We start from the raw sequence: 22,540 nt of genomic DNA, 5'->3' as shown, positions 1-22,540 counted from the left end.
CAGTACGATGGCCTCTATTGTAAGGCTACGGTCGTATCGCCCGCACGGCAGTGGCGGTGGCGCCGTGCGGCGCACTGCCACCCGCCCGGCACCCACCATCGCTGCCGCCGGGCCGCGCAATCGTCATCGCCAGATCGAACAAGCCATCCCACGGATCGGCCGGCGGCAGCGACGCGCGAGCGGGCGCGACGCCTACACGCGCCGGCACCCCGCCAGAGAGCCCCTTGACCTGCCGGTCCAGTCGCGCCGCGAGCGCCAGCGCCCGTTCAAGCGAACGTTCGTCGACGCGCTGCAGCGCGGGGCCCATCAGCCGTTCACGCGGTCCCCACACGCGATTCTCGCGCATCAGAATCGCCAACGGCTTGCCGGCAGCCAGCCCCCGCTTGATTCGCGCCAGCGCACGGATTTCCTCTACGATAGCCCACAGCACCAGCACCGTCGCCTCACCTTCGCCGCGCAATCCATCGAGCATCCGCGCCAAGCGCGCAACATCGCCGGCAAGCATTGCCTCGTTGAGCTTGAACACGTCGTAGCGGGCGACGTTGAGTACCGCGTCCTGCACCTGCTCGAGCGTCAATTCGCCGGCAGGATACAACAGGCCGAGCTTTTGGATTTCCTGATGCGCGGCGAGCAGGTTGCCCTCGACCCGCTCGGCGATGAACTGCAGCGCGCGCCGCCCTCCGTCGCCGGCGACGATGCGCTGCTGCTGCGCCGCGAGCCGTTGCGCAATCCAGTTCGACAACTGCGCACGCTCGACCGTGTCGATGCGTATCGCCACACCAGCCTGGACCAATGCGGTGAACCATGCCGTCTTTTGCGTCGCCGCGTCCAGCCGCGGCAATGCAATCAACGTCAGCACGTCGGGATTGTCCGATGCCGCCAGCGCCTTCAATGCATCACCGCCATCCTTGCCCGGTTTGCCGGTCGGGATGCGCAATTCGATCAGCTGCCGCTCGCCGAACAACGACATCGATTGCGTGGCGCCGAGCAGCAGGCTCCAATCAAAACCGCGCTCGACAGAGAATACGTTGCGCTCGGTGAAACCGGCCGCGCGCGCCGCGGTGCGGATGCGCGCCACGGCTTCCTGCGCGAGCAGTGGCTCATCGCCGTACACGACGTACAAGCGACCCAACGTCTTGGCCAGGTGCGACTCCAGGGCGTCTGCGCGCAGTTGCATCGTGTCGTGTCCGTTACAGCGGCGGCGTGGGCAGCGGCGCGCGCGGCGCCACCGCGCGAACCCCGCCATGGGCCGGGTGCAGCTCGCGCACTGCGCTCATGCGTCGCAACAGCTGGTCGAGCGCGTCGTTGCGCATATCGCGATACAGCAGTTCGAACTCCTGCGACTTCGCCAGCGCGTACTGGTCGGAATAGGTCATCGCCCGGTTGATACGGATCACGCTGGGCGGCAACAGCACTGTGCCATCGGCGCCGACCAATTGGTACGACATCGTGTAATCGAGTTCGTACTCGTTGACCTGTCCGGCCGCATTGAGCGTCAGCGCCCCGGTGCCGCGCCCCTCCGAAATCGACAAGATCACGTCCGCGCCGTCGGTGCTCTTGACGATCCGCGTCTGGCTGCCGCCTTCGACCAGCCGCTGAATCCGTGCGCCAAGCTCCGGACCCGGGCCGACCAGCGCAAGCCGCTTAAACGGGAAGCCATAGTTACCGCGCAGCTGGAAGCCGCATCCGGCCAGCAACAATGCCGCCGCAGCAAGCACAATGCAGGATCGGCGCGTCAGTTTCGATTCAGTCATGCAGGCCCTCAAATGACCACGTTCACGAGCCGTCCCGGCACGATCACCACCTTCTTCGGCGTCTTGCCTTCACCAAACTTGTTGAACATCTCGTGCGCGAATGCCGCCTGCTCGATCGCCTCACGTGGCGCACCGTTAGCCACCTTCAGCGCGCCGCGCACCTTGCCGTTGATCTGCAGCACCAGTTCGACTTCGCTTCGCTCCAGCGCCTGCTCGTCCACCTTCGGCCACGGCGCGTCCAGCAGCGTGCCGAATTGCGTCGCGTAACCAAGTTCGCGCCACAGCGTAAACGTGACGTGCGGCACCACCGGATACAGTACGCGCAGCAGGATGCCATATCCCTCGTAGAGGACCGCGGCGCCGACGTCTTTGGCCGACTCCAATGCGTTGAGCATTTTCATCGCCGCGGACACGACCGTGTTGTACTGCAGCCGCTGATAGTCGAAATCGGCCTGCTTGAGCACAGAGTGAATCTCGCGGCGCAGCGCCTTGCCTGCGTCATTCAGCGTCGCAGCGTCCAGCGCCGGCCGCGTCGCAAACGTTGCATGATGCGCGTAGCCGAACGCCCACAGCCGTCGCAGGAAACGGCTCGCGCCTTCGACACCGGCACCGGACCATTCGAGCGACTGCTCGGGCGGCGCCGCGAACATCGTGAATAGTCGCGCGGTATCGGCACCGTGCGAATCGATCAGATGTTGCGGATCGACGCCGTTATTTTTCGACTTCGACATTTTTTCGACGCCGCCCATCTCGACCGGCTGACCATCGGCGTGCAGCACCGCGCTGACCGCACGCCCTTTGTCATCGTATGACAACGTCACGTCAGAGGGGTTGAACCACATCTTCTTGCCGGTCGCGTCCTCGCGATAGTACGTCTGGTCGAGCACCATGCCCTGCGTCAGCAGATTGGTCGCCGGCTCGGAAAAGTCGGTCAGCCCGAGGTCGCGCATCACCTTGGCCCAGAAGCGCGAATACAGCAAGTGCAAAATCGCATGCTCGATGCCGCCGATGTACTGGTCCATCGGCATCCAATAGTCGGTACGCGCGTCCACCATCGTCGGCGCATCCGGGCACGCATAGCGCGAAAAATACCAGGCGGAATCGACAAACGTGTCCATCGTGTCCGTCTCGCGCCTCGCGTCGGCGCCGCAGCGCGGGCACGTGCAGTGCATAAACGCCTCAGACTTGGCCAGCGGATTGCCGCTGCCATCCGGCACCAGGTCCTCGGGCAGCAACACCGGCAAGTCCTGCTCCGGCACCGGCACATCGCCACAGCTCGGGCAATGGATGATCGGGATCGGCGTGCCCCAATAGCGCTGACGCGAAATGCCCCAGTCGCGCAACCGGTACGTGACCTGCTTGCCGCCAAGCTCCTTCGCGGCTAGATCCGCCGCGACCGCCTCCACCGCCTGCTCGTAGCGCATGCCGTCATACTTGCCGCTGTTCACGCAGACGCCGGCGTCCTTGTCACCGTACCAGTCCTGCCACGCCTCGGTCGAATACACCTTGCCCTGCGCCGCAACGACCTGCTTGATCGGCAGGCGGTACTTCGTCGCGAACGCAAAGTCGCGCTCGTCGTGGGCCGGCACGCCCATCACCGCGCCTTCGCCATAGCTCATCAGCACGTAGTTGCCGATCCAGATCTCGATGTCGGCGCCGGTCAGCGGATGCTTGACGAAGAAGCCGGTGGACACGCCTTTCTTCTCCATCGTCGCCATGTCCGCCTCGGCCACCCCGCCGCGCTTGCACTCGTCGATGAACGCCTGCAACGCGGGTTGGTCCCGCGCCAGCCGCGTGGCGAGCGGGTGCTCCGCAGCGATGGCTGCAAACGTGACGCCCATGATCGTGTCCGCGCGGGTCGTGAACACGCGCAGCAATTGCTGCTGCCCATCGATTTCATACGGGAAACCGAAGTTCACGCCATGGCTCTTGCCGATCCAGTTGTGCTGCATCACCTTCACGCGCTCGGGCCACCCCAGCGCATCCAGGTCCTGCAACAACTGCTCCGCGTAGTCCGTGATCCGCAAGTAGTACATCGGAATCTCGCGCTTCTGAACCACCGCACCGGAACGCCAGCCGCGCCCGTCGACGACCTGCTCGTTGGCTAGCACGGTCTGATCAACTGGATCCCAGTTCACCGTCCCCGTCTTCTTATACGCGATGCCCTTTTCGAGCATCTTCAGGAACAACCACTGGTTCCACTTGTAGTAGTCCGGTTTGCATGTCGCAATTTCACGCGACCAATCGATCGCCAACCCCATCGCCTGCATCTGTTTCTTCATGTAGGCGATGTTCTCGTATGTCCACTTGGCTGGTGGCACGCCGTTGGCGATCGCCGCGTTTTCCGCCGGCATCCCGAATGCGTCCCAGCCCATCGGCATCAGCACGTTGTACCCGTTCATGCGCCGGTGACGATACATCACGTCGTTGATCGTGTAGTTGCGCACGTGCCCCATATGCAGCTTGCCCGACGGGTACGGCAGCATCGACACACAATAGAATTTCTTTTTGTCGGCGCGCTCGGCACTACGATAGACATCGTTGTCCCGCCATGCTTGCTGCACGGCGGATTCGACATCGGCGGGAACGTATTTATCTTGCATGATGGTCGTCGGGGACAATCGGCTTGCGGCGTGCCGCGCAGGGGGCGCACATGCAGTACCGCGCCTTGGGAAAGCCAGAGGAAACGCCGATTATAGCGTCTGCGCGCCCGCGGACGGCACGCGCTTGCTTACGTCAGTGTGCGTCGTCGCCGACCGGCAGCGTCACGAACGCAATGCGCGTGAGCCCGGCCCGCTGCACGGCGCTCATCACACGCCGGCAATGGACTCGTAGCGGGTCGGCATGGTCTCGGCCCGCCGTTCCAGTTGCGCCGGCACCGGCTCACGGGCAGCTTGCACAAACCGCGTGAACAATTGCGCGGTATCGACCAACTGCCCGTCGCAGGACAAACGCCCGTCGGCGCCGATCGGCGCGAGCAGCACCTGGCCAAATCCGAGCCTGCGTCGCGATACGCCCATCGCATCGCGCAACACGCGCCCGCGCGCGACCCACTGCGCGGAACGCACCGGCGCTGCGATCGATGTGCCGCGGCGCGTACGACGACTAGCGCAGGCCCAGCACGTCCCACATATCGTACAGCCCCGCCGATCGGCCGGCCAGGAAACGAGCGGCCCGTACCGCGCCCTGCGCGTACGCGAGCCGGTTCGCCGATTTATGCGTGATCTCGATCCGCTCGCCGGTACCGGCGAACATCACCGTGTGGTCGCCGACGATGTCGCCGCCGCGGATGGCTGAGAACCCAATCGTCGACGGATCGCGCTCACCGGTCACGCCATGGCGTCCGTACACGGCACAGGATGCCAGATCACGACCCAACGCCGTTGCGATCACTTCGCCCATCTGCAACGCTGTGCCGGACGGCGCATCAACTTTGTGCCGGTGATGCGCCTCGATGATCTCGATATCGTAGCCGGTGGCGAAATGCGCAGCGGCCACTTGCAGCAGTTTCAACGTCACGTTCACGCCCACGCTCATGTTCGGTGCGAACACAATCCCGAGCGTCTGCGCGGCGGCGGCCAACTCGGCCTTCTGTGATTCGGCAAAACCCGTCGTGCCGATTACCATGCGAGTGCCGTGCCGGCGCGCCGCCTTTAGGTACTCAAGCGTGCCCTCGGGCCGCGTGAAATCGATCAGCACATCTGCATGCGCAAGCACGCGCTCCACGTCATCGGTGATCGCAATACCGGTCTGCCGCCCGGCGAACGCGCCAGCGTCCTGCCCCAGCGCGGCAGCGCCCGCGCGCTCCAGCGCGCCCGACAACGTGACTTCCGACGTATTCAGCACCGTTTCGACCAGCATTTGCCCCATGCGGCCCGATGCCCCTGCGATGGCAATCTTCATCATTGACGCGTCCCTTGTGCGCCGCTGCGCTCGAGCACCGGCTGGTTCTGCAGGCCCGCGGCACTGGGCGACGCCAGGCCGGTTGACGGATCCGGCGACGGTGCGACGCCAGTCGGCGGCAACGCGATGTGCTGCGGCGCGACCTGAGCAGTCGCGCGGTTCGCCGCGGCCGCGGCTTCCTCGTTGGCGGCTTGCGACGACGGCAACACACTGACATCGCTGACGCCGCTCGCCGCGGCCGTGCCAGCCGTGCCGGGCACTGGCGCAACCGGCTCGCTCGCCGCCGCTGCTGCCGACGCGTCAGCCGCAGCGGCCTTTGCCGCCTTGGCCGCGACGGCCTCGGCTTGCGCTTTCTTCAAACCCTTGCGGTCACCATCGATTTCGGCAATCAACTCGTACTCGGATGGCAGGTCGTCAGCCCCCGTCCAGCTTGCCACGTGATCGCCGACGAAATTCACGACCAAGTCTCGCTGCTGCACAACAGAAGTCGAGCCGCGCTTGAAATAGAACACATAGTCCCAGCGATCGGCATGGAACAGGTCGGTGAGCAGTGGTGTACCGAGGACGCTGCGCACTTCGTCGCGGGACATGCCAACGCGTAGCCTCGATGCAGCCTCCGCTGATACGAAGTTGCCTTGCACGACCGTGATCCGGTATGGGGTGATCGAACGCGCGATGCGTTGCGTCAGGCTGTCGTATGTCTTGCATGCACCGAGCGAAACCACGGCGGCCAGCACGACGACGCGGGCCGTTACCGCAAAGGCGGTGGCGCGCCTGCGCGACCCGGAAAAGAACGTTGAACTCATTTCACCCATAAAACGCGTCTGACGCTTTGATCGATTTGGGCCCGAGACACGTCTGCGCCGCCCGGAATACCCAAAAACCCATTACTATTAGAACCTTGCATTGTACTCTAGGGATGCCTAGCGATGACCAATCCCGCTGACCTCAAGAACATAGGGCTCAAGGCAACCTTGCCGCGCCTGAAGATTCTGGAGATTTTCCAACACAGTTCCGTGCGCCACTTGACCGCGGAAGACGTCTACCGCAACTTGCTCAATGAGGAGCTGGATATTGGCCTGGCGACTGTTTATCGCGTGCTAACGCAGTTCGAACAGGCCGGCCTGCTCACACGCAGCAACTTCGAGTCGGGCAAAGCGGTGTTCGAACTCAATGAGGGTACGCACCACGACCATCTGGTCTGTCTGGACTGCGGCCGGGTTGAGGAATTCTACGACCCCGAGATCGAGCACCGCCAGCAGTTGATCGCCCAAGAACGGGGCTTCAAGCTACAGGAGCACGCGCTCGCGATGTACGGCTCCTGCACGAAGGAAAACTGCCCGCACCGCAAGCCCTGATCGCGCTGCGCGCCAAAAAAAGCCGCCCGGCCAGGCGGCTTTTTTGTCACACACGCTGCTGCTTGTGTGTTCGAGCGTTACTTCGCGTTGGCCAGCGCCACCGTCGTATCGAGCATCCGGTTCGAGAAGCCCCACTCATTGTCGTACCAGCTCGACACCTTCACGAGACGGCCCGACACCTTCGTGAGCGTTGCATCGAATGTCGAGGACGCTGGGTTGTGATTAAAGTCAACCGATACCAGCGGCGCGTCGCTGTAGGCGAGGATGCCCTTGAGCGCACCTTCCGACGCTTCCTTCAAGATCTTGTTCACTTCGTCCACGCTCGTATCGCGCGACGCGATGAACGATAGGTCGACGATCGACACGTTGATCGTCGGCACGCGCACCGCGTAGCCATCCAGCTTACCGTTCAGCTCCGGCAGCACCAGCCCGACGGCTGCTGCCGCGCCGGTCTTGGTCGGGATCATGCTGTGCGTGGCCGAGCGGGCGCGGCGCAGGTCCTCATGGTACACGTCGGTCAGCACCTGGTCGTTCGTGTACGCATGAATCGTCGTCATCAGGCCGTTCTCGACGCCGATCTTGTCGTGCAGCGGCTTGACCAGCGGCGCAAGGCAGTTCGTCGTGCACGAGGCGTTCGAGATGACCGTATCCGACGCCTTCAGCACCTGGTGGTTCACACCATAGACGATCGTCGCATCGACATCCTTGCCGCCCGGCGCTGAAATCACGACCTTCTTCGCACCACCCTTCAGGTGCGCACTCGCCTTCTCCTTCGACGTGAAGAAACCGGTGCACTCAAGTACGACATCCACACCGAGATCGCCCCACGGCAGCTCCGCCGGGTTGCGGTTCGCGAGCACGCGGACCTTGTCGCCGTTGACGATCATGTAGTCGCCGTCAACCGAGACGGTGCCCGGGAACTTGCCATGCGCGGTGTCATACTGGGTCAGATGCGCGTTGGTCTGGGCATTGCCGAGGTCGTTGATCGCCACGATCTCGATGTCGTGCTTCTTGCCACCCTCATAATGGGCCCGCAGCGTATTGCGGCCAATACGGCCATAACCGTTGATTGCGACGCGAATCGTCATGTCTATCTCCTAATGGGTAAATGGCAACGCTCCGAGCAAGAGTGTGCGACGCACAGTCGGCACGTCACACACCCTCGGCTTAACCCAGTATCGACTTCACGGTGTCGACAACGTTATCGATCGTGAAGCCAAAATGCTTGAACAACACGCCGGCGGGCGCCGATTCGCCGAATGTGTCGATCCCAACCACGCCGCCGTCGATTCCCACATATTTATGCCAGAACGCCGTGACGCCGGCCTCGATCGCCACCCGCGCCACGCCGCGTGGCAGGACGCGCTCGCGCCATTCGGCATCCTGCCGATCGAACACCGTGGTCGAGGGCATCGATACGACACGGGCGCCGATGCCCACACGCGCAAGCGGCTCGACAGCGTTCAGCGCAAGCTCGACCTCGGAACCCGTCGCGATCAGGATCACCTTGCGAGCCGGGATATCGTCATTCCAGTCGCGCAGCACGTACCCGCCCCGGGCGACCGCCGCAATCTGCGCGTCGGTCCGCGCACAGAACGCCAGATTTTGCCGGCTAAAGATCAACGACGATGGACCATGGCGCTCGACCGCCTGCGTCCAGGCCACCGCGGTCTCGACCGTGTCGGCCGGGCGCCACACGTCCATGTTCGGAATCAGGCGCAGGCTCGACACGTGCTCGATCGACTGGTGCGTCGGGCCATCCTCGCCGAGCCCGATCGAGTCGTGCGTGAACACGAAGATCGAGCGGGTCTTCATCAGTGCGGCCATCCGCAATGCGTTGCGGCTGTAATCCGAGAAGGTCAGGAACGTGCCGCCGAACGGCAAGTAGCCACCGTGCAGCGCAATGCCGTTGAGCGCCGCGCTCATGCCGAATTCACGCACCCCGTAGTTGACGTGATTGCCCCATTGCAACACCTGCGTGCCGCTTTCACGGCCAGCGCGTACCGGCTTGCTGGCCTTCCAGTTGGTCAAGTTCGAGCCGGTGAGATCGGCCGAACCGCCCAGCAGTTCCGGCAACGTCGCAGCCAGCGCCTCGATCGCCTGCTGCGACGCTTTACGGGTCGCGACCGTCTCAGCACGCTCGTTGGCGGCGGCGATCAGCCGCCGCGCGGCATCGGCCCAATGCGCCGGCAGCCGGCCGGCGACGCGGCGCTCGAACTCGGCCGCCTGCTGCGGATACTTCGCGCGATAGGCGGCAAAGGCCTCATTCCACTCGCACTCGGCCTGGGCGCCCGTCTCCTTCGCGTCCCACAGCGCATAGACGTGCTGCGGGATCACGAAAGGTTCGGCGCCCCAGCCAATCGCCGCGCGCGTCGCGGCAATCTCCGTCGCGCCCAGCGGTGCGCCGTGCACGTCGTGGCCGCCGGCCTTGTTCGGCGCCCCCTTGCCGATGACGGTACGGCAGCAAATTAGCGTCGGCTTGTCCGACTGCTTTGCAGCGCAAATGGCCGCGTCCACTGCATCCACATCGTGACCATCGACCGCGCGGATCACGTTCCAGCCATAAGCCTCAAAACGCTTCGGCGTATCGTCGGCGAACCAGTGCCCGACATCCCCGTCAATCGAAATGCCGTTGTCGTCATACAGTACGATCAGCTTCGACAATCCCAGCGTGCCCGCCAGCGAACAAGCCTCGTGCGACACGCCTTCCATCAGGCAGCCATCGCCGACGAACACGTACGTGTAATGATCGACGATCTTCGCGTCAGGCTGGTTAAATTCGGCCGCCAGCAGCGCTTCGGCCAGCGCCATGCCCACCGCGTTGGCTAATCCCTGACCCAACGGCCCAGTGGTCGTCTCGACACCCGGTGTGATTCCGACCTCTGGATGGCCAGGCGTCCTCGAATGCAATTGGCGGAAACGCTTCAACTCGTCCATTGGCAAGTCGTAGCCGCTCAGGTGCAGCAGCGCGTACAGCAGCATCGACCCATGCCCATTGGACAGTACGAAGCGATCCCGGTCCGCCCAATGTGGATTAGCCGGATTGTGCCGCAGATGACGTTGCCACAGCGCCACGGCGATTTCCGCCATGCCCATCGGCATCCCCGGATGGCCGGAATTGGCTTGCTGAACGGCGTCCATGGCCAACGCACGGATTGCGTTGGCCATCATGGTGGTCTGGGTGTCGGGCGGGGTTGTCATGTCGGGTCCGGACTCAGGAAAAGCAGGGCCACGCGCGTCGCGAGTCGCGGCCGCGCCGGCGCAATGGGAATCGCATGCGGGCACACCCGCGCGCGAAGCGTCGCAAAGATTATTATTCTAACAGACAGGCCTGCCGCTGCTTGGCGATGTTGCGCCGTGCCACGGGCGGTCGCACAGGGATCGCAAACTGCCTGGCCACACCGCCACAGCGATGCCATGCCACCGTTGAGGAACTTTGCCGATTGGAACCGGAACCGCCATCATCGCGCACGCCGCCCGCCGTGCAACCCGCCGACCCCATTCACAACGCCGACCCCATGCACAACGCCGCCCCCACGCACAACGCCGCCCCCACGCACGACATCGACCGCCCGGACAACGCCGACCGCCCGGACGCGCACGGCAACTCACTGACGTTGCGCCCGTGCGCGCATTATGCGTACACGTTCACCGGCGCGCGGCGGCTACAAACGATCGATTCGGCGTACCAGCATATCGAGGTCTGGGAGACGCCGCTGCTCGGCAAGCTATTCGTGCTCGACAACCGCCCGATGACGTCCGAGCGCGACGAATACCTCTATCACGAAAGCATGGTGCACCCTGGCGCGCTGGCGCGGGAGCGGCCTGCGCGGCGCGTGCTGGTTCTCGGCGGCGGCGATGGCGGCGCGGCGCGGCAGTGGCTCAAGTACAAGGCACTGGAGCACATCGTCATCGCGGAGCTTGATCCTGCGGTCGTGGCGATGGCGCGACGCCACCTACAGCACGTGCACCGTGGCGCGCTCGACGATCCGCGCGTGCAGATTGTCACGGGTGACGCGTTGCACTTCGTGCAGCACACGCAGGAGCGCTTCGACGCAGTCGTGTTCGACTTGACGCCGCCCGATTCGCCGGCTTCGACGCTGTACACGCCCAGTTTTTACGCATTGCTGCGCACACGCATGGTGGACGATGCGGTGCTGTCGATCCATCTCGGCTCGCCGCTGTTCCAGCCCGACCAGGTCGCGGCACTACTCGGCACGCTGCGCGCCGCATTTGGCCATGTCGCGCTCATGCAGACGTATGTGCCACTATACGGCTCGCTGTGGCAAATGGCCGTGGTCAGCGACACGTTCGATGCCGGACAACTGCCCGCGCAACGGGCGGCCGAGCGCGCGGCGCAATGGGGATTGTCCGGCCTCGAACACTACGACCCGTCCCGCCACGATGCTTTTTTCATCGAACGGATACCGGATCGCGGTACGGCGCTGAAGTGATGCCGCGCCGCAACGCACCGCCGGACGGCGGCTCGCTTGCGCCACTGTGGTTCTTACGCCACTGTGGTTATGACACAATCCGGCCGATGCGCACGCTCGCGTCACACGCCACACCCTGCCCTCTCGACAATGACCACGCTATCGTCACCTCGCTTTTTTGTCCCCATGCCGCTGCACAGCGGCCACAGCACGCTGCTGCCGGACGATGTCGTGCGTCATATGCACGTGCTGCGGCTGCAGGCCGGTGACAAGGCGATCCTGTTCAACGGCGAAGGCGGCCAGTTCGAGGCCGAATTGCTACAGTTGGATAAGCGTTCAGCGACGGTGCAAGTCGGCCGCTTCGACGCGCGGGAGGTCGAGCCGCCTTATCGCGTCGTGTTAGCGCAAGGCATCGCCGGGGGTGACAAAATGGACTGGCTGCTGGAGAAAGCCGTCGAACTGGGCGTGGCTGGCGTAATACCACTGATGACCGGGCGCAGCGTCGTACGGCTGACCGGCGAGCGCGCCGCTCGACGCCACGCGCACTGGCAGGCGCTGGTGCGAGCCGCATGCGAGCAATGCGGGCGTAATCGGCTGCCCGACGTTGCGCCGCTCACCGACGTCATGACATGGCTCGAGTCCTGCGCGGCCCCGCCTCGCGACAATGCACTGCGTCTGTTACTGTCACCGCGCGCCGAGCGGCCGTTCGCGACACTGCCCAGCACCGCGCCTGCTGCGCCGGTCATCGTGATGATCGGGCCGGAAGGCGGGTTGTCGGCCACCGAGGAGGCAGCCGTGATATCTCACGGCTTCATGCCGCTTGGCCTAGGCCCACGTGTGCTGCGCACCGAGACGGCCGGCATCGCGGTGCTCGCCGCGCTGGCGGCGCGCTGGGGCGGGTGGTGAGAAGCCGGCATGGGCTGCCCACGTCACACGCGGGCGAGCCGAACTACGTCAAGCAAACGAATAGAACACGCGGAAGTTCACCTTCCGCTCGGCCCAGAATTCGGCCGCCTCGCGGAACACATCTAGCAGTGTCTCCCGCGCCTCCTTGTCGAACTTTTGCGTCGCGGGCAACCCCTCGAGCACGATCACGAAGCCAGGTTGCGCTCCCGCCTTGTGCACAGCGTCGGTCAAGCAGTCGTACAGCGCATCGTAGTTCTTACCAAAGTGCTTCGGGAAAAGAAATGACGTCGAGATCGTCTCGAGCACTTCCGCCTTCGTCTGCGCGGCTGCGCAATATGCATACAGGAAATGGTGGCCCAGCCGGGCCGCCTCGTCGGCCAACTCCGGCACGCGGAACGCACGGATCGATTGCACGATGTTCGAGCGCACCGTCTTGAAAAGGCTCATGTTTCCCTCATTGAACAGCAGCGCGTCGATACGGCGCTGCTCGCGTTCGGCGTCCTGCTGGCGCAGCACGCGCTGAAATAACCTGCTGTCGTTCAGCGCGAAGATATCGCTCGCGACCCCGGTGCCTTGCGAATAAGTGTTGTCGCTCATAACCGTCGTCATCCCACAATTCGTTTGAAAAACGCGTAATGGTCGCCGATGTCATAGCATTCACCGGTATAACGCGGCACTCCCCTGCAGACGATTCTGCATACTCCGCGATAGCGCGCGCGGCGTCTTCACCGTGTACTCATGCTAATAGTCACGGGACCGCACCGACAGGTGTCGCTCGAAATTACCGAACACCTCGCCATCCTTCGGATAAGGGAACGGGCCACCGGCCTAGATCGATTTGAACGTGAACTGCGCTTCACCGGGTAGACCGGTAATCAACACCTCGCCGAGCGCGGCGCCAAGGGGCGCGTCCAACGGCAGCGAGTATCGCGCCCACGCGGTGGAAACCAACCCAGGCACGCTGGTGGCGGACACGTTCACCGCAAGCACGCCGTAACGGAGCCACTTGCCGATCAGGTATCTCGTTTCGCGAAGAGGACGCGTATACGACCATTAAAAACATAAGGTTATCCCGAATCGCCTTAATAATCAATGGTGTTAGACGATTACAAGGTTAATTTTCATGACCGGCACACAGGGTTGGAGTCTAAACTCGCCAAAGTGTCTAAGAAGCAATCCAGATTTGGATGATCACTGCGGTCATCGAAAATTCGCTTGCGTCCGAAACATCTCCTTCATACCATCCGAATACGGGAGCGCAAACGTTTGCACCAACGCGTAACGGCGCGCTCCAGCCCTCGATGTCGCGGCCGGCAGGTCGAGTTGGAACGGTGGAGAGTTTTGGTGCTGCGCGCAAATGTCGCGCAGCATTGTCGAGCAGTCCGGCGGTTGCCCCCAGCCGCCGCTTGTGTGCCTCACTCGTGAGGCACGCTTTTTTGTGCATCCAGATTCGAGGCGTGCGCCTCATGCGGCACACACCGTGCCGTGGTGGCAGAGCTGTTGCCTGCCACCCGGGGGCTCATCGCCCGCCCGACTCCTTGGTACCCGCGGCCACATCGGCCACCAGCAGCGCAGTCATGTTCACGATGCGTCGCACGGTCGCGGACTCGGTCAGCACATGCACGGGCTTTGCCGCGCCCAGCAGAATCGGCCCGATCGCGATGTTGTTGCCCGCCGCGGTCTTGAGCAGGTTGTATGAAATATTGGCTGCATCGACGTTGGGCAGGACCAACAGGTTTGCGTCACCCTCGAGCGTCGCCTCCGGCAGCACGAACTTGCGCAGGTTCGCGTCGAGCGCGACATCGCCATGCATTTCACCGTCGATCTGCAGTTGCGGGGCGCGCTGCTGCAGCAACGCGAGCGTGTCGCGCATCTTCTTGGCGCTGGGCGCGTTACTCGAACCGAAATTGGAGTGGGACAGCAGGGCAATCTTCGGTTCGATGCCGAAACGACGCACCTCGTCCGCGGCCATCAGCGTGATCTCGACCAGTTCCTCCGGCGTCGGGTCGACGTTCACATGCGTGTCGACCAGGAAGATCTGCCGGTTCGGCAACACCAGGCAGTTCATCGCCGCGTAGACCGAGCAGCCGGCGCGCTTGCCGATGACCTGGTCAATGAAGTGCAAGTGCCGGTGCGTGGTCGAAATCGTACCGCAGATCATCCCGTCGGCTTCGCCCTTGAGCACCAGCATTGAGCCGATCAGCGTGGTGCGCCGCCGCATTTCGACTTTCGCCAGCTGCTGCGTGATGCCTTTGCGCGCCATCATCTTGAAGTACGTCTGCCAGAAATCGCGGTAGCGCTCGTCGTAGTCGGTATTGACGATCGTAAAATCCTGTCCCGCCACAAGGCGCAGCCCGTAGCGCGCGATGCGCTGCTCGATCACCGCCGGTCGTCCGATCAGGATGGGCTTGGCCAGCCGCTCGTCGACCACAATCTGTACCGCGCGCAGAATGCGCTCCTCCTCGCCCTCGGCGAACACGATGCGCTTCTTGTCCGCGTCAATGCTGCGCGCGATTTGGAAGACCGGCTTCATCGTCGTGCCGCTGTGATACACGAATTGCTGCAGATGCTGCCTGTAAGCGTCCATATCCTCGATCGGCCGCGTTGCGACGCCACAATCCATTGCAGCCTGCGCAACCGCCGGCGCGACTTTCACGATCAACCGCGGATCGAACGGTTTCGGAATCAGGTACTCGGGACCGAACGTCAAATCTTGGATCCCGTACGCCGTCGCCACGATGTCACTTTGTTCCTGGCGCGCCAGCTCGGCGATTGCGTTGACCGCGGCGATTTCCATCTCCTTGGTGATCGTCGTCGCGCCGGCATCGAGCGCGCCGCGAAAAATGAACGGGAAACACAGGACGTTATTGACCTGGTTCGGATAATCGGTGCGGCCAGTCGCCAGGATTGCGTCGGGACGCACCTCGAGCGCGACCTCCGGCAGGATTTCGGGCGTCGGGTTGGCCAGCGCCAGGATCAGCGGCCGGGCCGCCATCTGTTTGACCATGTCCGGCTTGAGCACGCCGCCGGCGGACAAACCGAGGAACACGTCCGCGCCACCGATCACATCGGACAGCGTGCGCGCGTCGGTGACCTGCGCGAACAGCGCCTTGTCCGGATCCATCAGCTCCGTGCGGCCCTCGTAGACGACGCCGGCCAGGTCTGTGACAAATACGTTCTTGCGCTTCAGCCCCATGTCGAGCAGCAGGTTCAGGCATGCCAGGGCCGCGGCACCCGCGCCGCTGACTACCACCTTCACCTCGCCGAGCGACTTGCCGACGACCTTCAGCCCGTTGGTCACCGCCGCGGCCACCACGATCGCCGTGCCATGCTGGTCGTCGTGGAATACTGGGATCTTCATCCGCTTGCGGCACTCACGCTCGACCGTGAAGCAATCCGGCGCCTTAATGTCCTCCAGGTTAATCCCCCCGAAGGTCGGCTCCAGCGCGGCGATCACCTCGATCAGCTTTTGCGGGTCCTTTTCATTTAGTTCGATGTCGAACACGTCGATGCCGGCAAACTTCTTAAACAGCACGGCCTTGCCTTCCATGACCGGCTTGGCCGCAAGCGGGCCGATATCGCCCAAGCCCAGCACGGCCGTGCCGTTCGACACCACGCCCACCAAATTGCTGCGTGCGGTGAAGCGCGCCGCGTTAAGCGGATTAGCCACGATTTCCTCGCACGCCGCCGCCACGCCTGGCGAATAGGCCAGCGCGAGATCGCGCTGATTAATCATTTGCTTGGTGGGCGCGATAGCGATCTTCCCGGGGGTCGGGAATTCGTGATAATCAAGCGCAGCTTCACGCAGCTTGCTATTGGTCGGTGTGGACATAATGGCTTGGCAGTGCGGATTAAAATGCATGTTTGAGCCGCATTGTAACGTCACTGGCGGACCCTGGACGGGTGCTGTCCGATTGCCCGATTGCCGCCGCAGTGACGGCACCGTGCAGCCGCGTCGTGCACGACGCGGCGTGCATCCCTGCCATGCAAGCTTCGTCCCGCATCATGCCGACATTCTTATCTGAATTCAGCCTTATTGATCACTATTTCGCCCGGCACGAGCAACCACGCCGCGACGCCGTGCTGGGGATCGGCGACGATTGCGCGTTACTTGCCGGGCGGCCCGGGCACGAATTGGCGGTGTCCACCGACATGCTGATCGAAGGGCGCCACTTCTTCGCCGACGTCCCGCCGGCGACGCTGGGGCACAAGGCTCTGGCGGTCAACTTGTCGGACCTCGCCGCCATGGGCGCCGAACCGCGCGCGTTCACGCTGGCGCTGGCGCTGCCGGATGCTGGCGCGGCGCGCCAGGACTGGCTCGAGGCATTTGCGCACGGACTGTTCGCGCTAGCCGGTCGCCACGGCTGCGAGTTGGTCGGTGGCGACACCACCGCAGGGCCGCTGAACATCTGCATCACCGTGTTCGGCGACGTGCCCAGCGGCCAGGCACTGCGCCGCGACACCGCCCAGCCCGGCGACGACATTTGGGTGTCTGGCACGCTGGGCGACGCGCGACTGGCGCTGGGCGCGCTGCGCGGCGAATGGCCGCTCGCCGCGCACGCGCTGCCCGCGTTACGTCATGCGCTGCAGATGCCCGAACCCCGGATCTCGCTCGGCATCGCGCTAAGGGGCATCGCGCACGCTGCGCTCGACCTGTCCGATGGGTTGGCCGGAGACTTGGCACACATTCTAAAGCGTTCTAATGTGGCCGCGCGCGTGGACGTCGACGCGCTGCCGCGCTCGGCCGCCCTGCGTGCGCAGCCCCTGTCGATCCAACGCCGTTGCACGATTGAGGGCGGCGACGACTACGAGCTGTGCTTCACCGCGCCGCCCAGCCAGCGCGACACGCTGCTCGCGCTCGCCGCACGCATCGGCGTGCCGCTTACACGGATAGGTACAATAGACGCCCTTGCCGATCCGCCCGCGGGTAACACCACCGCCATCGACTCGCACGCGGTGCATTGGTACGATGCGTCCGGCACTCCGATCGGCACAACTTGGCGCAGTTTTGACCATTTCCATGCACAATGACTCTTCCCACTCCGATGCGCACCCGCCGCACGTCACGCCGGTGACCCCACCCGGCCCCGACGCCGCGCCGCGCTCGCGCGCCACCGTGCGATTCATGTTGTCCCATCCGCTGCACGTGTTGTCGTTCGGCTTTGGCAGCGGCCTGTCGCCGGTGATGCCCGGTACGGTCGGGACCCTGTTCGGTTGGGTGTCGTTCATCGCATTAAATCCGTACCTGAGCATCGTGCAATGGTGGATGCTGATTGTTGTCGGCTTTGTCGCCGGATGCGGCTTCACCGGCTTCACAGCACGACGCATGGGCGTGAAGGATCCGGGCGCGGTGGTTTGGGACGAGATCATTGCGATCTGGCTGGTGCTGCTATTTGTCACGCCGGCGAACTTTGCCGGCCAACTCGGCGCGTTCCTGACATTCCGCTTTTTCGACATGGTCAAGCCGCCGCCGATCCGCTATTTCGACAAGCGGTTGTCAGGCGGCTTTGGCATCATGTTCGACGATATCGTCGCGGCATTCTTCACCTTGCTCGTCATCGCGCTGGTACGCTCGCTTTGACGCGTCACGACAGCATGCATGCGATGATGGCCGTGGTTTTCCCTTGCTAGCTAACAACAAGTTTAATTCGATGGCAACTGACACGGTAGTCCACCAACTTGCGATTCGCGTTAGCAACCGCTTACGCGACGAGCGCCTGATGCTCGTCACCGCGGAATCGTGCACCGGCGGCATGGTCGCGACGGCGATCACCGACATTCCGGGCAGCAGCGGCTGGTTCGAGCGGGGCTTCGTGACCTATTCGAACCTGGCCAAAACCGAGATGATTGGCGTGCCGGCCGACATGATCGAGCGCCACGGTGCGGTCAGCGAGCCTGTGGCGCGTGCGATGGCCGAAGGCGCATTGCGCAACAGCCGCGCGCAACTCGCGCTGTCGATTACCGGCGTGGCCGGCCCGGACGGCGGCAGCGAGACCAAGCCGGTGGGCACCGTCGTGTTTGCGTGGACAAACCGATTGCATACGGTTAGCGAGATCCAGCTATTGCGCGGGGATCGCGGCCAGATTCGCAAGCAGGCGGCGGCGCACGCGTTGCGCGGGCTACTCAAGCTATTGGACGAAAAAGAACACTGAGCGAGCCGTCGCCGGCAAGCGCGTCCCGTCGGCCCGTTAGCGATGAGCGTTGATCGCGTCGCGCGTGGCGCGCGCAGCATCGGCCGCAGCCGATGTGAAGTCCTCGCCGCTGCGCGCGTACAGAATCGCGCGCGACGAGTTGATCATCATGCCAGTGCCGTCGGTCGTGCGACCGGCATTGACCGTCGCCCCAATGTCGCCGCCTTGCGCGCCGATTCCCGGGATCAGCAGCGGCATCGTACCGACGAGCTGGCGCACCGCATCAATCTCCTTCGGGAACGTCGCGCCCACCACCAGCCCGAGCTGTCCGCTGGTATTCCATTGCTCAGCGGCAAGCGCTGCCACGTGCTGGTACAGAGGCCGCCCCCCAATGTCGAGGAATTGCAAGTCCGAGCCGCCCTGATTCGACGTGCGACACAGCACGATCACGCCCTTGTCCCGATACTCGAGATACGGCTCGATCGAGTCGAACCCCAGATAAGGGTTGACCGTCACCGCGTCTGCGCGATATCGCTCGAACGCTTCGCGCGCGTACTGCTCCGCGGTGCTGCCGATGTCGCCGCGTTTGGCATCCAGCACTACCGGCAGCCCTGGGTGCCGCGCGTGGATGTGCGCGATCAACGCCTCGAGTTGCTCTTCCGCGCGGTGTGCGGCGAAATAGGCGATCTGCGGCTTAAATGCGCTCGCATAGGGCGCGGTGGCGTCGACGATCTCGCGGCAGAACGTGAAGATGGCATCGGCGCGCCCAGCCAGATGCGGCGGAAAGCGCGATGGCTCGGGGTCAAGCCCGACGCACAGCAACGATTGCGTGCGCTGCCAGGCACGCTCCAGGGTAGCAATGAAGGACATGGTCGAATCTGCAAGAAGCACCGCGAACGACGCGGCGGGCGGACCCGTATTCTACTTGCTTATACGGACGGCCCGGCGCGCTCACGCCCAGCCTCCATCGACAATGAACTGCTGCGCGGTGAACAGAATGCACGAGGCCATCCGCGCGCGCGCCTACAGCGACGCGCGCAGCGCCGCGAGCACCGGAGCCGGGTCGGGACGCACGCCACGCCAAACAAAGAACGATTCCGCGGCCTGCCGCACGAGCATTCCGAGGCCATCGACAGTGCGCGCGCCCAGGCGTGCGGCGTGCTGCATGAACACCGTGGGCCCGGCTGCATACATCATGTCGTACGCAAGTGTACGTGGGCCGACGCACGCCGCTGCGAATACCGGTACGGCCCCATCGAGGCTGCCGGCGGTCGCGTTAATCACGATATCGTAGACGCCGTGCTCCACGCCCGGCGCGCCGCCTTCCAATGTGCAGCCCACCGCCCGGGCAGACGCTGCAAAGCGCTCGATCAGCTCGGCCGTGCGCACCGCAGTCCGGTTAACGATCGTCAGCGCGCGGGGCCGGCGCTCCAGTAAAGGCAGGATCACGCCGCGCGCCGCGCCGCCCGCGCCGAGCAACAGCACACGCGCGCCGCTGAGCGCGACACACGGCTGCGCTTCGACGTCGGTGACCAGTCCGACGCCATCGGTGTTGTCGCCCAAGATCTCGATGCGACCACCGTCCACGCGGTCAAAGCGCAACGTATTAACCGCCCCGGCCGCCTCTGCCCGCGCGGAACGTCGTGTCGCCAACGCATAGGCCTGCAGCTTGAACGGCACCGTGACGTTCAACCCGCGCCCGCCGGCCGACATGAAAGCGTCCACGGCCTGCGCGAAGCTGTCCACCGGTGCAAGAATCCGGTCGTATTCGACCGGCTCGCCCGTCTGCTGGGCAAAGTTCGCATGGATAACCGGCGACTTGCTATGCGCGACTGGGTTGCCGATCACCGCGTAGCGGTCCGGACCCTGGTCACCCGGCGCAGGCGCTGGCGGCGCGTTCATTGCGCCACCTCACCATCATTGCGCGTGTGTGTCACGTCGCCGCGAACGGCCGCGCCCGCGTCCGGCTGTGCATTGTCCGGTTGCGCCAGCGTATCGGCCGCGTCGCCTAACGCCTGGACGTCATCACCCACCGCGGCTTCCATGTCCGTTCCGCTGTCCGTGTCCAGCGCCGTATCCGCGTCCTCATTCGTCTCGTCGCCGCCCGTCACGCGCGCCACGTCCAGCACCTCTATGAGCCGGCACGACGCCTCCACGCGCAGCTCGTCAATCGCCATCACCTCGAGCAGCACACGCGTGCCGCGCGCCTGCACGCCCAACCCCGGCACGTGCAACAGCAGCGGGACTTCCTCGAGTCGCACGACGTCGTCCTTGACGATCGTGGCCACCACCCGATCGCGCTGTTCTTGCTTCAGCCAACGCAGACACCAGAAATGTTCCATGCGCCGCTGATGGTCAGCATACGCGGTATAGGTTTCGTCAAAGTGCTGCACAATGGCGTATAGGTCTGCGTCCTTCGGCTTGAACGGCGCGGCCAGCTTCGCGGTGACACCATGTCGGACACACGCCAGCAGCTGCCACTGATTCACCAAGTCAACATACCGGCGCAGCGGCGAGGTACTCCACGCATACTGCGTCACGCCAAGCCCTTCGTGCGGCGCCGGCGTGGTCTGCATCCGCGTGCGATTTGGGCCGAACGCGCGCTGCGCACGATAAATGCCCGGCACGCCATGCTCATGCAAAAACGCGCCCCAGCGGCTGTTAGCTAGGATCGCCAGTTCCGCGACGATCAGGTCCAACGGCGAACCGCGACGGCGCGGCGTGATGCTGACATGCTCGCCGTCAACGTAGAAATTGTAGTCAACGTTGCGCGGCACCTCGCGCCTGAGACCGTAGCCAATGCGCGCCTGCTGACGTCGCTCGTACAGTGTCTTGGCAAAGGGCCACAGCACCGCAATTTCGTCTTTGTGCGGGTAGTCACCGGTGCCGGCCTCGAGCGTCTGCTCGGTGATGATCTCGTCCAACACGTTGTGCCGCAGGTTGCTGAGCACATGCACGCGCTCGGCCACCGTCTCGGTCATCACGATGTCCTGTGTGGCGGTGTCGATGATCAGGTACAGCGACAACGCCGGCCGCAATCCGCCTTCCTTCAAGGTGAACGTATCAACGAAATCGTCCGGCAACATCGTGATCTTGTCGCCCGGCATGTAGACGGTCGACAGGCGCGCGCGCGCGATCGCGTCCACGGCGTCGCCGCGCTCGATGCCCAGCGCGGGCGCCGCGATGTGAATACCAATCCTGGCGCGCCCGTCCGACAGGCGCTGAACCGAGAAGGCGTCGTCGATCTCGGTGGTGGTCACATCGTCGACAGAAAACGCCTGCACGCCGATCGCCTCACCCAGGTCCTCCGGCAACGGACCCGCGTTCAACGCGGGGAAACCGGTACCGTGCGGAAAGTACTCGGACAGGAACCGCGCTTCGTGCAACGCGCGTGCCGACGGGATGCCGCCGACATCCAGCATCAGTTGCGCGGCCGACTTGCCCAATGCGAGCGCGGCCGCTTCCAGCGCCTTGTATTCAATCGAATTCTTGTCCGCCCGCGTGAGCAAGCCGAGCACCTTGCCATCGAACGCGGCAGGCAGCCTACCGGCCTTAAGTTCGTCCTCGTACTGCTGCTGCACGATCGCCTGTTGGCGCCGCCGCTCCAGCGCTGCGAGTGCCATTTTCAATTGCTCTTCGGGCGCGCGCTGGTACTGTCCCCGTCCCTTGCGTCGGAAGTAGACCGGCGAGCCGTGCATGCAAAGTACCAGCGCGCTCTTTTGTACGGGATCCGGCGTACCACCGAAATAGTCATTGGCCAGGTCGGTGAAGCGAAACTCGTCCGGCGGAGAGATTTCCCACAGGAAATCCAGGTCGATTTCCTTCGCCGCCGCATCGGCCTGCTGAATCAGCTCGGCGGCGCTCGGGCTGTCGAACTCGATTAGCACGTCCTTGCTGCGAACCTTGGCGCGACGCCCACCCGGCAACTCGACCTGGAACGCGTCACCTTGCCGATTCAATACCGTGCCAGCCTTAAAACTGCCGGATTCCTCAAAAAAAACGTTCACTCGGTACTCTCGAAACGTGAAGGCCGCACGCGGCGGCCGAGGGCAGCG

At 64.0% G+C, this 22,540-nt stretch carries 19 protein-coding genes and 1 pseudogene; 6 read left to right on the top strand and 14 right to left on the bottom strand.

The features are described 5' to 3' along the window. Positions 1-25 precede the first annotated feature (25 nt). The 6 genes from holA to B0B13_RS14735 form a co-directional block, all read right to left on the bottom strand. On the bottom strand, positions 26-1,177 hold the full coding sequence (gene holA, locus B0B13_RS14760) for a DNA polymerase III subunit delta (protein WP_076797352.1): 1,152 nt from the start codon (positions 1,175-1,177) through the stop codon (positions 26-28). Positions 1,178-1,190: 13 nt separating this feature from the next. Next, complete coding sequence (locus tag B0B13_RS14755; protein ID WP_076787428.1) at positions 1,191-1,739, bottom strand: LPS-assembly lipoprotein LptE; 549 nt, start codon at positions 1,737-1,739, stop codon at positions 1,191-1,193. A gap of 23 nt (positions 1,740-1,762) precedes the next feature. Continuing rightward, entirely contained in the window at positions 1,763-4,357 is a 2,595-nt protein-coding gene (gene leuS, locus B0B13_RS14750) for a leucine--tRNA ligase (RefSeq protein ID WP_076796942.1), read from the bottom strand. 207 nt (positions 4,358-4,564) lie between these two features. After that, complete coding sequence (locus tag B0B13_RS14745) at positions 4,565-4,822, bottom strand: hypothetical protein (RefSeq protein WP_076785460.1); 258 nt, start codon at positions 4,820-4,822, stop codon at positions 4,565-4,567. A 37-nt stretch (positions 4,823-4,859) separates the two neighbouring features. After that, positions 4,860-5,657 (bottom strand): 4-hydroxy-tetrahydrodipicolinate reductase, encoded by a 798-nt coding sequence (gene dapB, locus B0B13_RS14740; RefSeq protein WP_076785461.1) that lies wholly within the window; start codon positions 5,655-5,657, stop codon positions 4,860-4,862. Next, the gene (locus tag B0B13_RS14735) at positions 5,657-6,472 is read right to left on the bottom strand and encodes an outer membrane protein assembly factor BamE (protein WP_076785462.1); all 816 of its coding nucleotides are present in this window, start codon (positions 6,470-6,472) and stop codon (positions 5,657-5,659) included. The genes dapB and B0B13_RS14735 overlap by 1 nt, the downstream gene beginning before the upstream one ends. A 114-nt stretch (positions 6,473-6,586) precedes the next feature. Between B0B13_RS14735 and fur the strand changes: the two genes are divergently transcribed. Then, positions 6,587-7,015: a ferric iron uptake transcriptional regulator gene (fur, locus tag B0B13_RS14730; protein WP_076796941.1), complete on the top strand. Its 429-nt coding sequence runs from the start codon at positions 6,587-6,589 to the stop codon at positions 7,013-7,015. 77 nt (positions 7,016-7,092) lie between these two features. Here fur and gap read toward each other — a convergent pair whose 3' ends face one another. Both gap and tkt read right to left on the bottom strand, forming a co-directional pair. Further along, positions 7,093-8,103, bottom strand: a complete 1,011-nt coding sequence (gene gap / locus B0B13_RS14725; protein ID WP_076796940.1) for a type I glyceraldehyde-3-phosphate dehydrogenase — start codon at positions 8,101-8,103, stop codon at positions 7,093-7,095. A gap of 79 nt (positions 8,104-8,182) precedes the next feature. Beyond that, on the bottom strand, positions 8,183-10,216 hold the full coding sequence (tkt, locus tag B0B13_RS14720) for a transketolase (protein WP_076796939.1): 2,034 nt from the start codon (positions 10,214-10,216) through the stop codon (positions 8,183-8,185). A 317-nt stretch (positions 10,217-10,533) separates the two neighbouring features. Between tkt and speE the strand changes: the two genes are divergently transcribed. Then, positions 10,534-11,469 carry a polyamine aminopropyltransferase gene (speE, locus tag B0B13_RS14715; RefSeq protein ID WP_139337435.1) on the top strand — a complete coding sequence of 312 codons (936 nt, stop codon included), beginning with the start codon at positions 10,534-10,536 and terminating at the stop codon, positions 11,467-11,469. A 129-nt stretch (positions 11,470-11,598) separates the two neighbouring features. After that, positions 11,599-12,354 (top strand): 16S rRNA (uracil(1498)-N(3))-methyltransferase, encoded by a 756-nt coding sequence (locus tag B0B13_RS14710; protein WP_076785466.1) that lies wholly within the window; start codon positions 11,599-11,601, stop codon positions 12,352-12,354. 48 nt (positions 12,355-12,402) lie between these two features. Here the strand turns inward: B0B13_RS14710 and B0B13_RS14705 are convergent, their stop codons facing one another. The 3 genes and pseudogenes from B0B13_RS14705 to B0B13_RS14695 all read right to left on the bottom strand — a co-directional run bounded on the left by B0B13_RS14705 (position 12,403) and on the right by B0B13_RS14695 (position 16,186). After that, positions 12,403-12,951 carry a barstar family protein gene (locus B0B13_RS14705; protein WP_076787432.1) on the bottom strand — a complete coding sequence of 183 codons (549 nt, stop codon included), beginning with the start codon at positions 12,949-12,951 and terminating at the stop codon, positions 12,403-12,405. A gap of 8 nt (positions 12,952-12,959) precedes the next feature. Beyond that, positions 12,960-13,371: pseudogene (locus B0B13_RS14700) on the bottom strand (ribonuclease domain-containing protein). A 502-nt stretch (positions 13,372-13,873) separates the two neighbouring features. Then, the gene (locus B0B13_RS14695; protein ID WP_076796937.1) at positions 13,874-16,186 is read right to left on the bottom strand and encodes an NADP-dependent malic enzyme; all 2,313 of its coding nucleotides are present in this window, start codon (positions 16,184-16,186) and stop codon (positions 13,874-13,876) included. 173 nt (positions 16,187-16,359) lie between these two features. Here B0B13_RS14695 and thiL point away from each other — a divergent pair, with 173 nt between their 5' ends. The 3 genes from thiL to B0B13_RS14680 all read left to right on the top strand — a co-directional run bounded on the left by thiL (position 16,360) and on the right by B0B13_RS14680 (position 18,506). Further along, a complete protein-coding gene (gene thiL / locus B0B13_RS14690; RefSeq protein ID WP_076797350.1) occupies positions 16,360-17,385 on the top strand; it encodes a thiamine-phosphate kinase in 1,026 nt (341 codons plus the stop codon). Then, positions 17,375-17,935, top strand: a complete 561-nt coding sequence (locus tag B0B13_RS14685; protein ID WP_235090022.1) for a phosphatidylglycerophosphatase A family protein — start codon at positions 17,375-17,377, stop codon at positions 17,933-17,935. The genes thiL and B0B13_RS14685 overlap by 11 nt, the downstream gene beginning before the upstream one ends. A gap of 70 nt (positions 17,936-18,005) precedes the next feature. After that, positions 18,006-18,506 carry a CinA family protein gene (locus tag B0B13_RS14680; protein ID WP_076785468.1) on the top strand — a complete coding sequence of 167 codons (501 nt, stop codon included), beginning with the start codon at positions 18,006-18,008 and terminating at the stop codon, positions 18,504-18,506. Between the two features lie 36 nt (positions 18,507-18,542). On the opposite strand, the gene pyrF is transcribed toward B0B13_RS14680, so the two are convergent. From pyrF to B0B13_RS14665, 3 genes are all read right to left on the bottom strand, one after another. Beyond that, positions 18,543-19,355, bottom strand: a complete 813-nt coding sequence (gene pyrF / locus B0B13_RS14675; RefSeq protein ID WP_076796936.1) for an orotidine-5'-phosphate decarboxylase — start codon at positions 19,353-19,355, stop codon at positions 18,543-18,545. 153 nt (positions 19,356-19,508) lie between these two features. Continuing rightward, positions 19,509-20,387 carry a shikimate dehydrogenase gene (gene aroE / locus B0B13_RS14670; protein WP_076796935.1) on the bottom strand — a complete coding sequence of 293 codons (879 nt, stop codon included), beginning with the start codon at positions 20,385-20,387 and terminating at the stop codon, positions 19,509-19,511. Next, complete coding sequence (locus B0B13_RS14665; protein ID WP_076785471.1) at positions 20,384-22,492, bottom strand: ribonuclease catalytic domain-containing protein; 2,109 nt, start codon at positions 22,490-22,492, stop codon at positions 20,384-20,386. The genes aroE and B0B13_RS14665 overlap by 4 nt, the downstream gene beginning before the upstream one ends. Positions 22,493-22,540: the final 48 nt, after the last annotated feature.

Source organism: Burkholderia sp. b14, from assembly GCF_900156195.1.
Taxonomy (GTDB): domain Bacteria; phylum Pseudomonadota; class Gammaproteobacteria; order Burkholderiales; family Burkholderiaceae; genus Mycetohabitans.
This window is presented reverse-complemented; position numbering and strand designations above follow the sequence as displayed.

Excerpts from the sequence above, each read along its gene's own strand:
- holA (WP_076797352.1), bottom strand. The coding sequence starts at position 1,177 with ATGCAACTGCGCGCAGACGCCCTGGAGTCGCACCTGGCCAAGACGTTG.
- thiL (WP_076797350.1), top strand. The coding sequence starts at position 16,360 with ATGCCGACATTCTTATCTGAATTCAGCCTTATTGATCACTATTTCGCC.
- B0B13_RS14695 (WP_076796937.1), bottom strand. The coding sequence starts at position 16,186 with ATGTCCACACCGACCAATAGCAAGCTGCGTGAAGCTGCGCTTGATTAT.
- B0B13_RS14685 (WP_235090022.1), top strand. The coding sequence starts at position 17,375 with ATGCACAATGACTCTTCCCACTCCGATGCGCACCCGCCGCACGTCACG.
- fur (WP_076796941.1), top strand. The coding sequence starts at position 6,587 with ATGACCAATCCCGCTGACCTCAAGAACATAGGGCTCAAGGCAACCTTG.
- B0B13_RS14735 (WP_076785462.1), bottom strand. The coding sequence starts at position 6,472 with ATGGGTGAAATGAGTTCAACGTTCTTTTCCGGGTCGCGCAGGCGCGCC.
- aroE (WP_076796935.1), bottom strand. The coding sequence starts at position 20,387 with ATGAACGCGCCGCCAGCGCCTGCGCCGGGTGACCAGGGTCCGGACCGC.
- speE (WP_139337435.1), top strand. The coding sequence starts at position 10,534 with ATGCACAACGCCGCCCCCACGCACAACGCCGCCCCCACGCACGACATC.
- pyrF (WP_076796936.1), bottom strand. The coding sequence starts at position 19,355 with ATGTCCTTCATTGCTACCCTGGAGCGTGCCTGGCAGCGCACGCAATCG.
- gap (WP_076796940.1), bottom strand. The coding sequence starts at position 8,103 with ATGACGATTCGCGTCGCAATCAACGGTTATGGCCGTATTGGCCGCAAT.
- B0B13_RS14705 (WP_076787432.1), bottom strand. The coding sequence starts at position 12,951 with ATGAGCGACAACACTTATTCGCAAGGCACCGGGGTCGCGAGCGATATC.
- tkt (WP_076796939.1), bottom strand. The coding sequence starts at position 10,216 with ATGACAACCCCGCCCGACACCCAGACCACCATGATGGCCAACGCAATC.
- leuS (WP_076796942.1), bottom strand. The coding sequence starts at position 4,357 with ATGCAAGATAAATACGTTCCCGCCGATGTCGAATCCGCCGTGCAGCAA.
- B0B13_RS14680 (WP_076785468.1), top strand. The coding sequence starts at position 18,006 with ATGGCAACTGACACGGTAGTCCACCAACTTGCGATTCGCGTTAGCAAC.
- dapB (WP_076785461.1), bottom strand. The coding sequence starts at position 5,657 with ATGAAGATTGCCATCGCAGGGGCATCGGGCCGCATGGGGCAAATGCTG.
- B0B13_RS14710 (WP_076785466.1), top strand. The coding sequence starts at position 11,599 with ATGACCACGCTATCGTCACCTCGCTTTTTTGTCCCCATGCCGCTGCAC.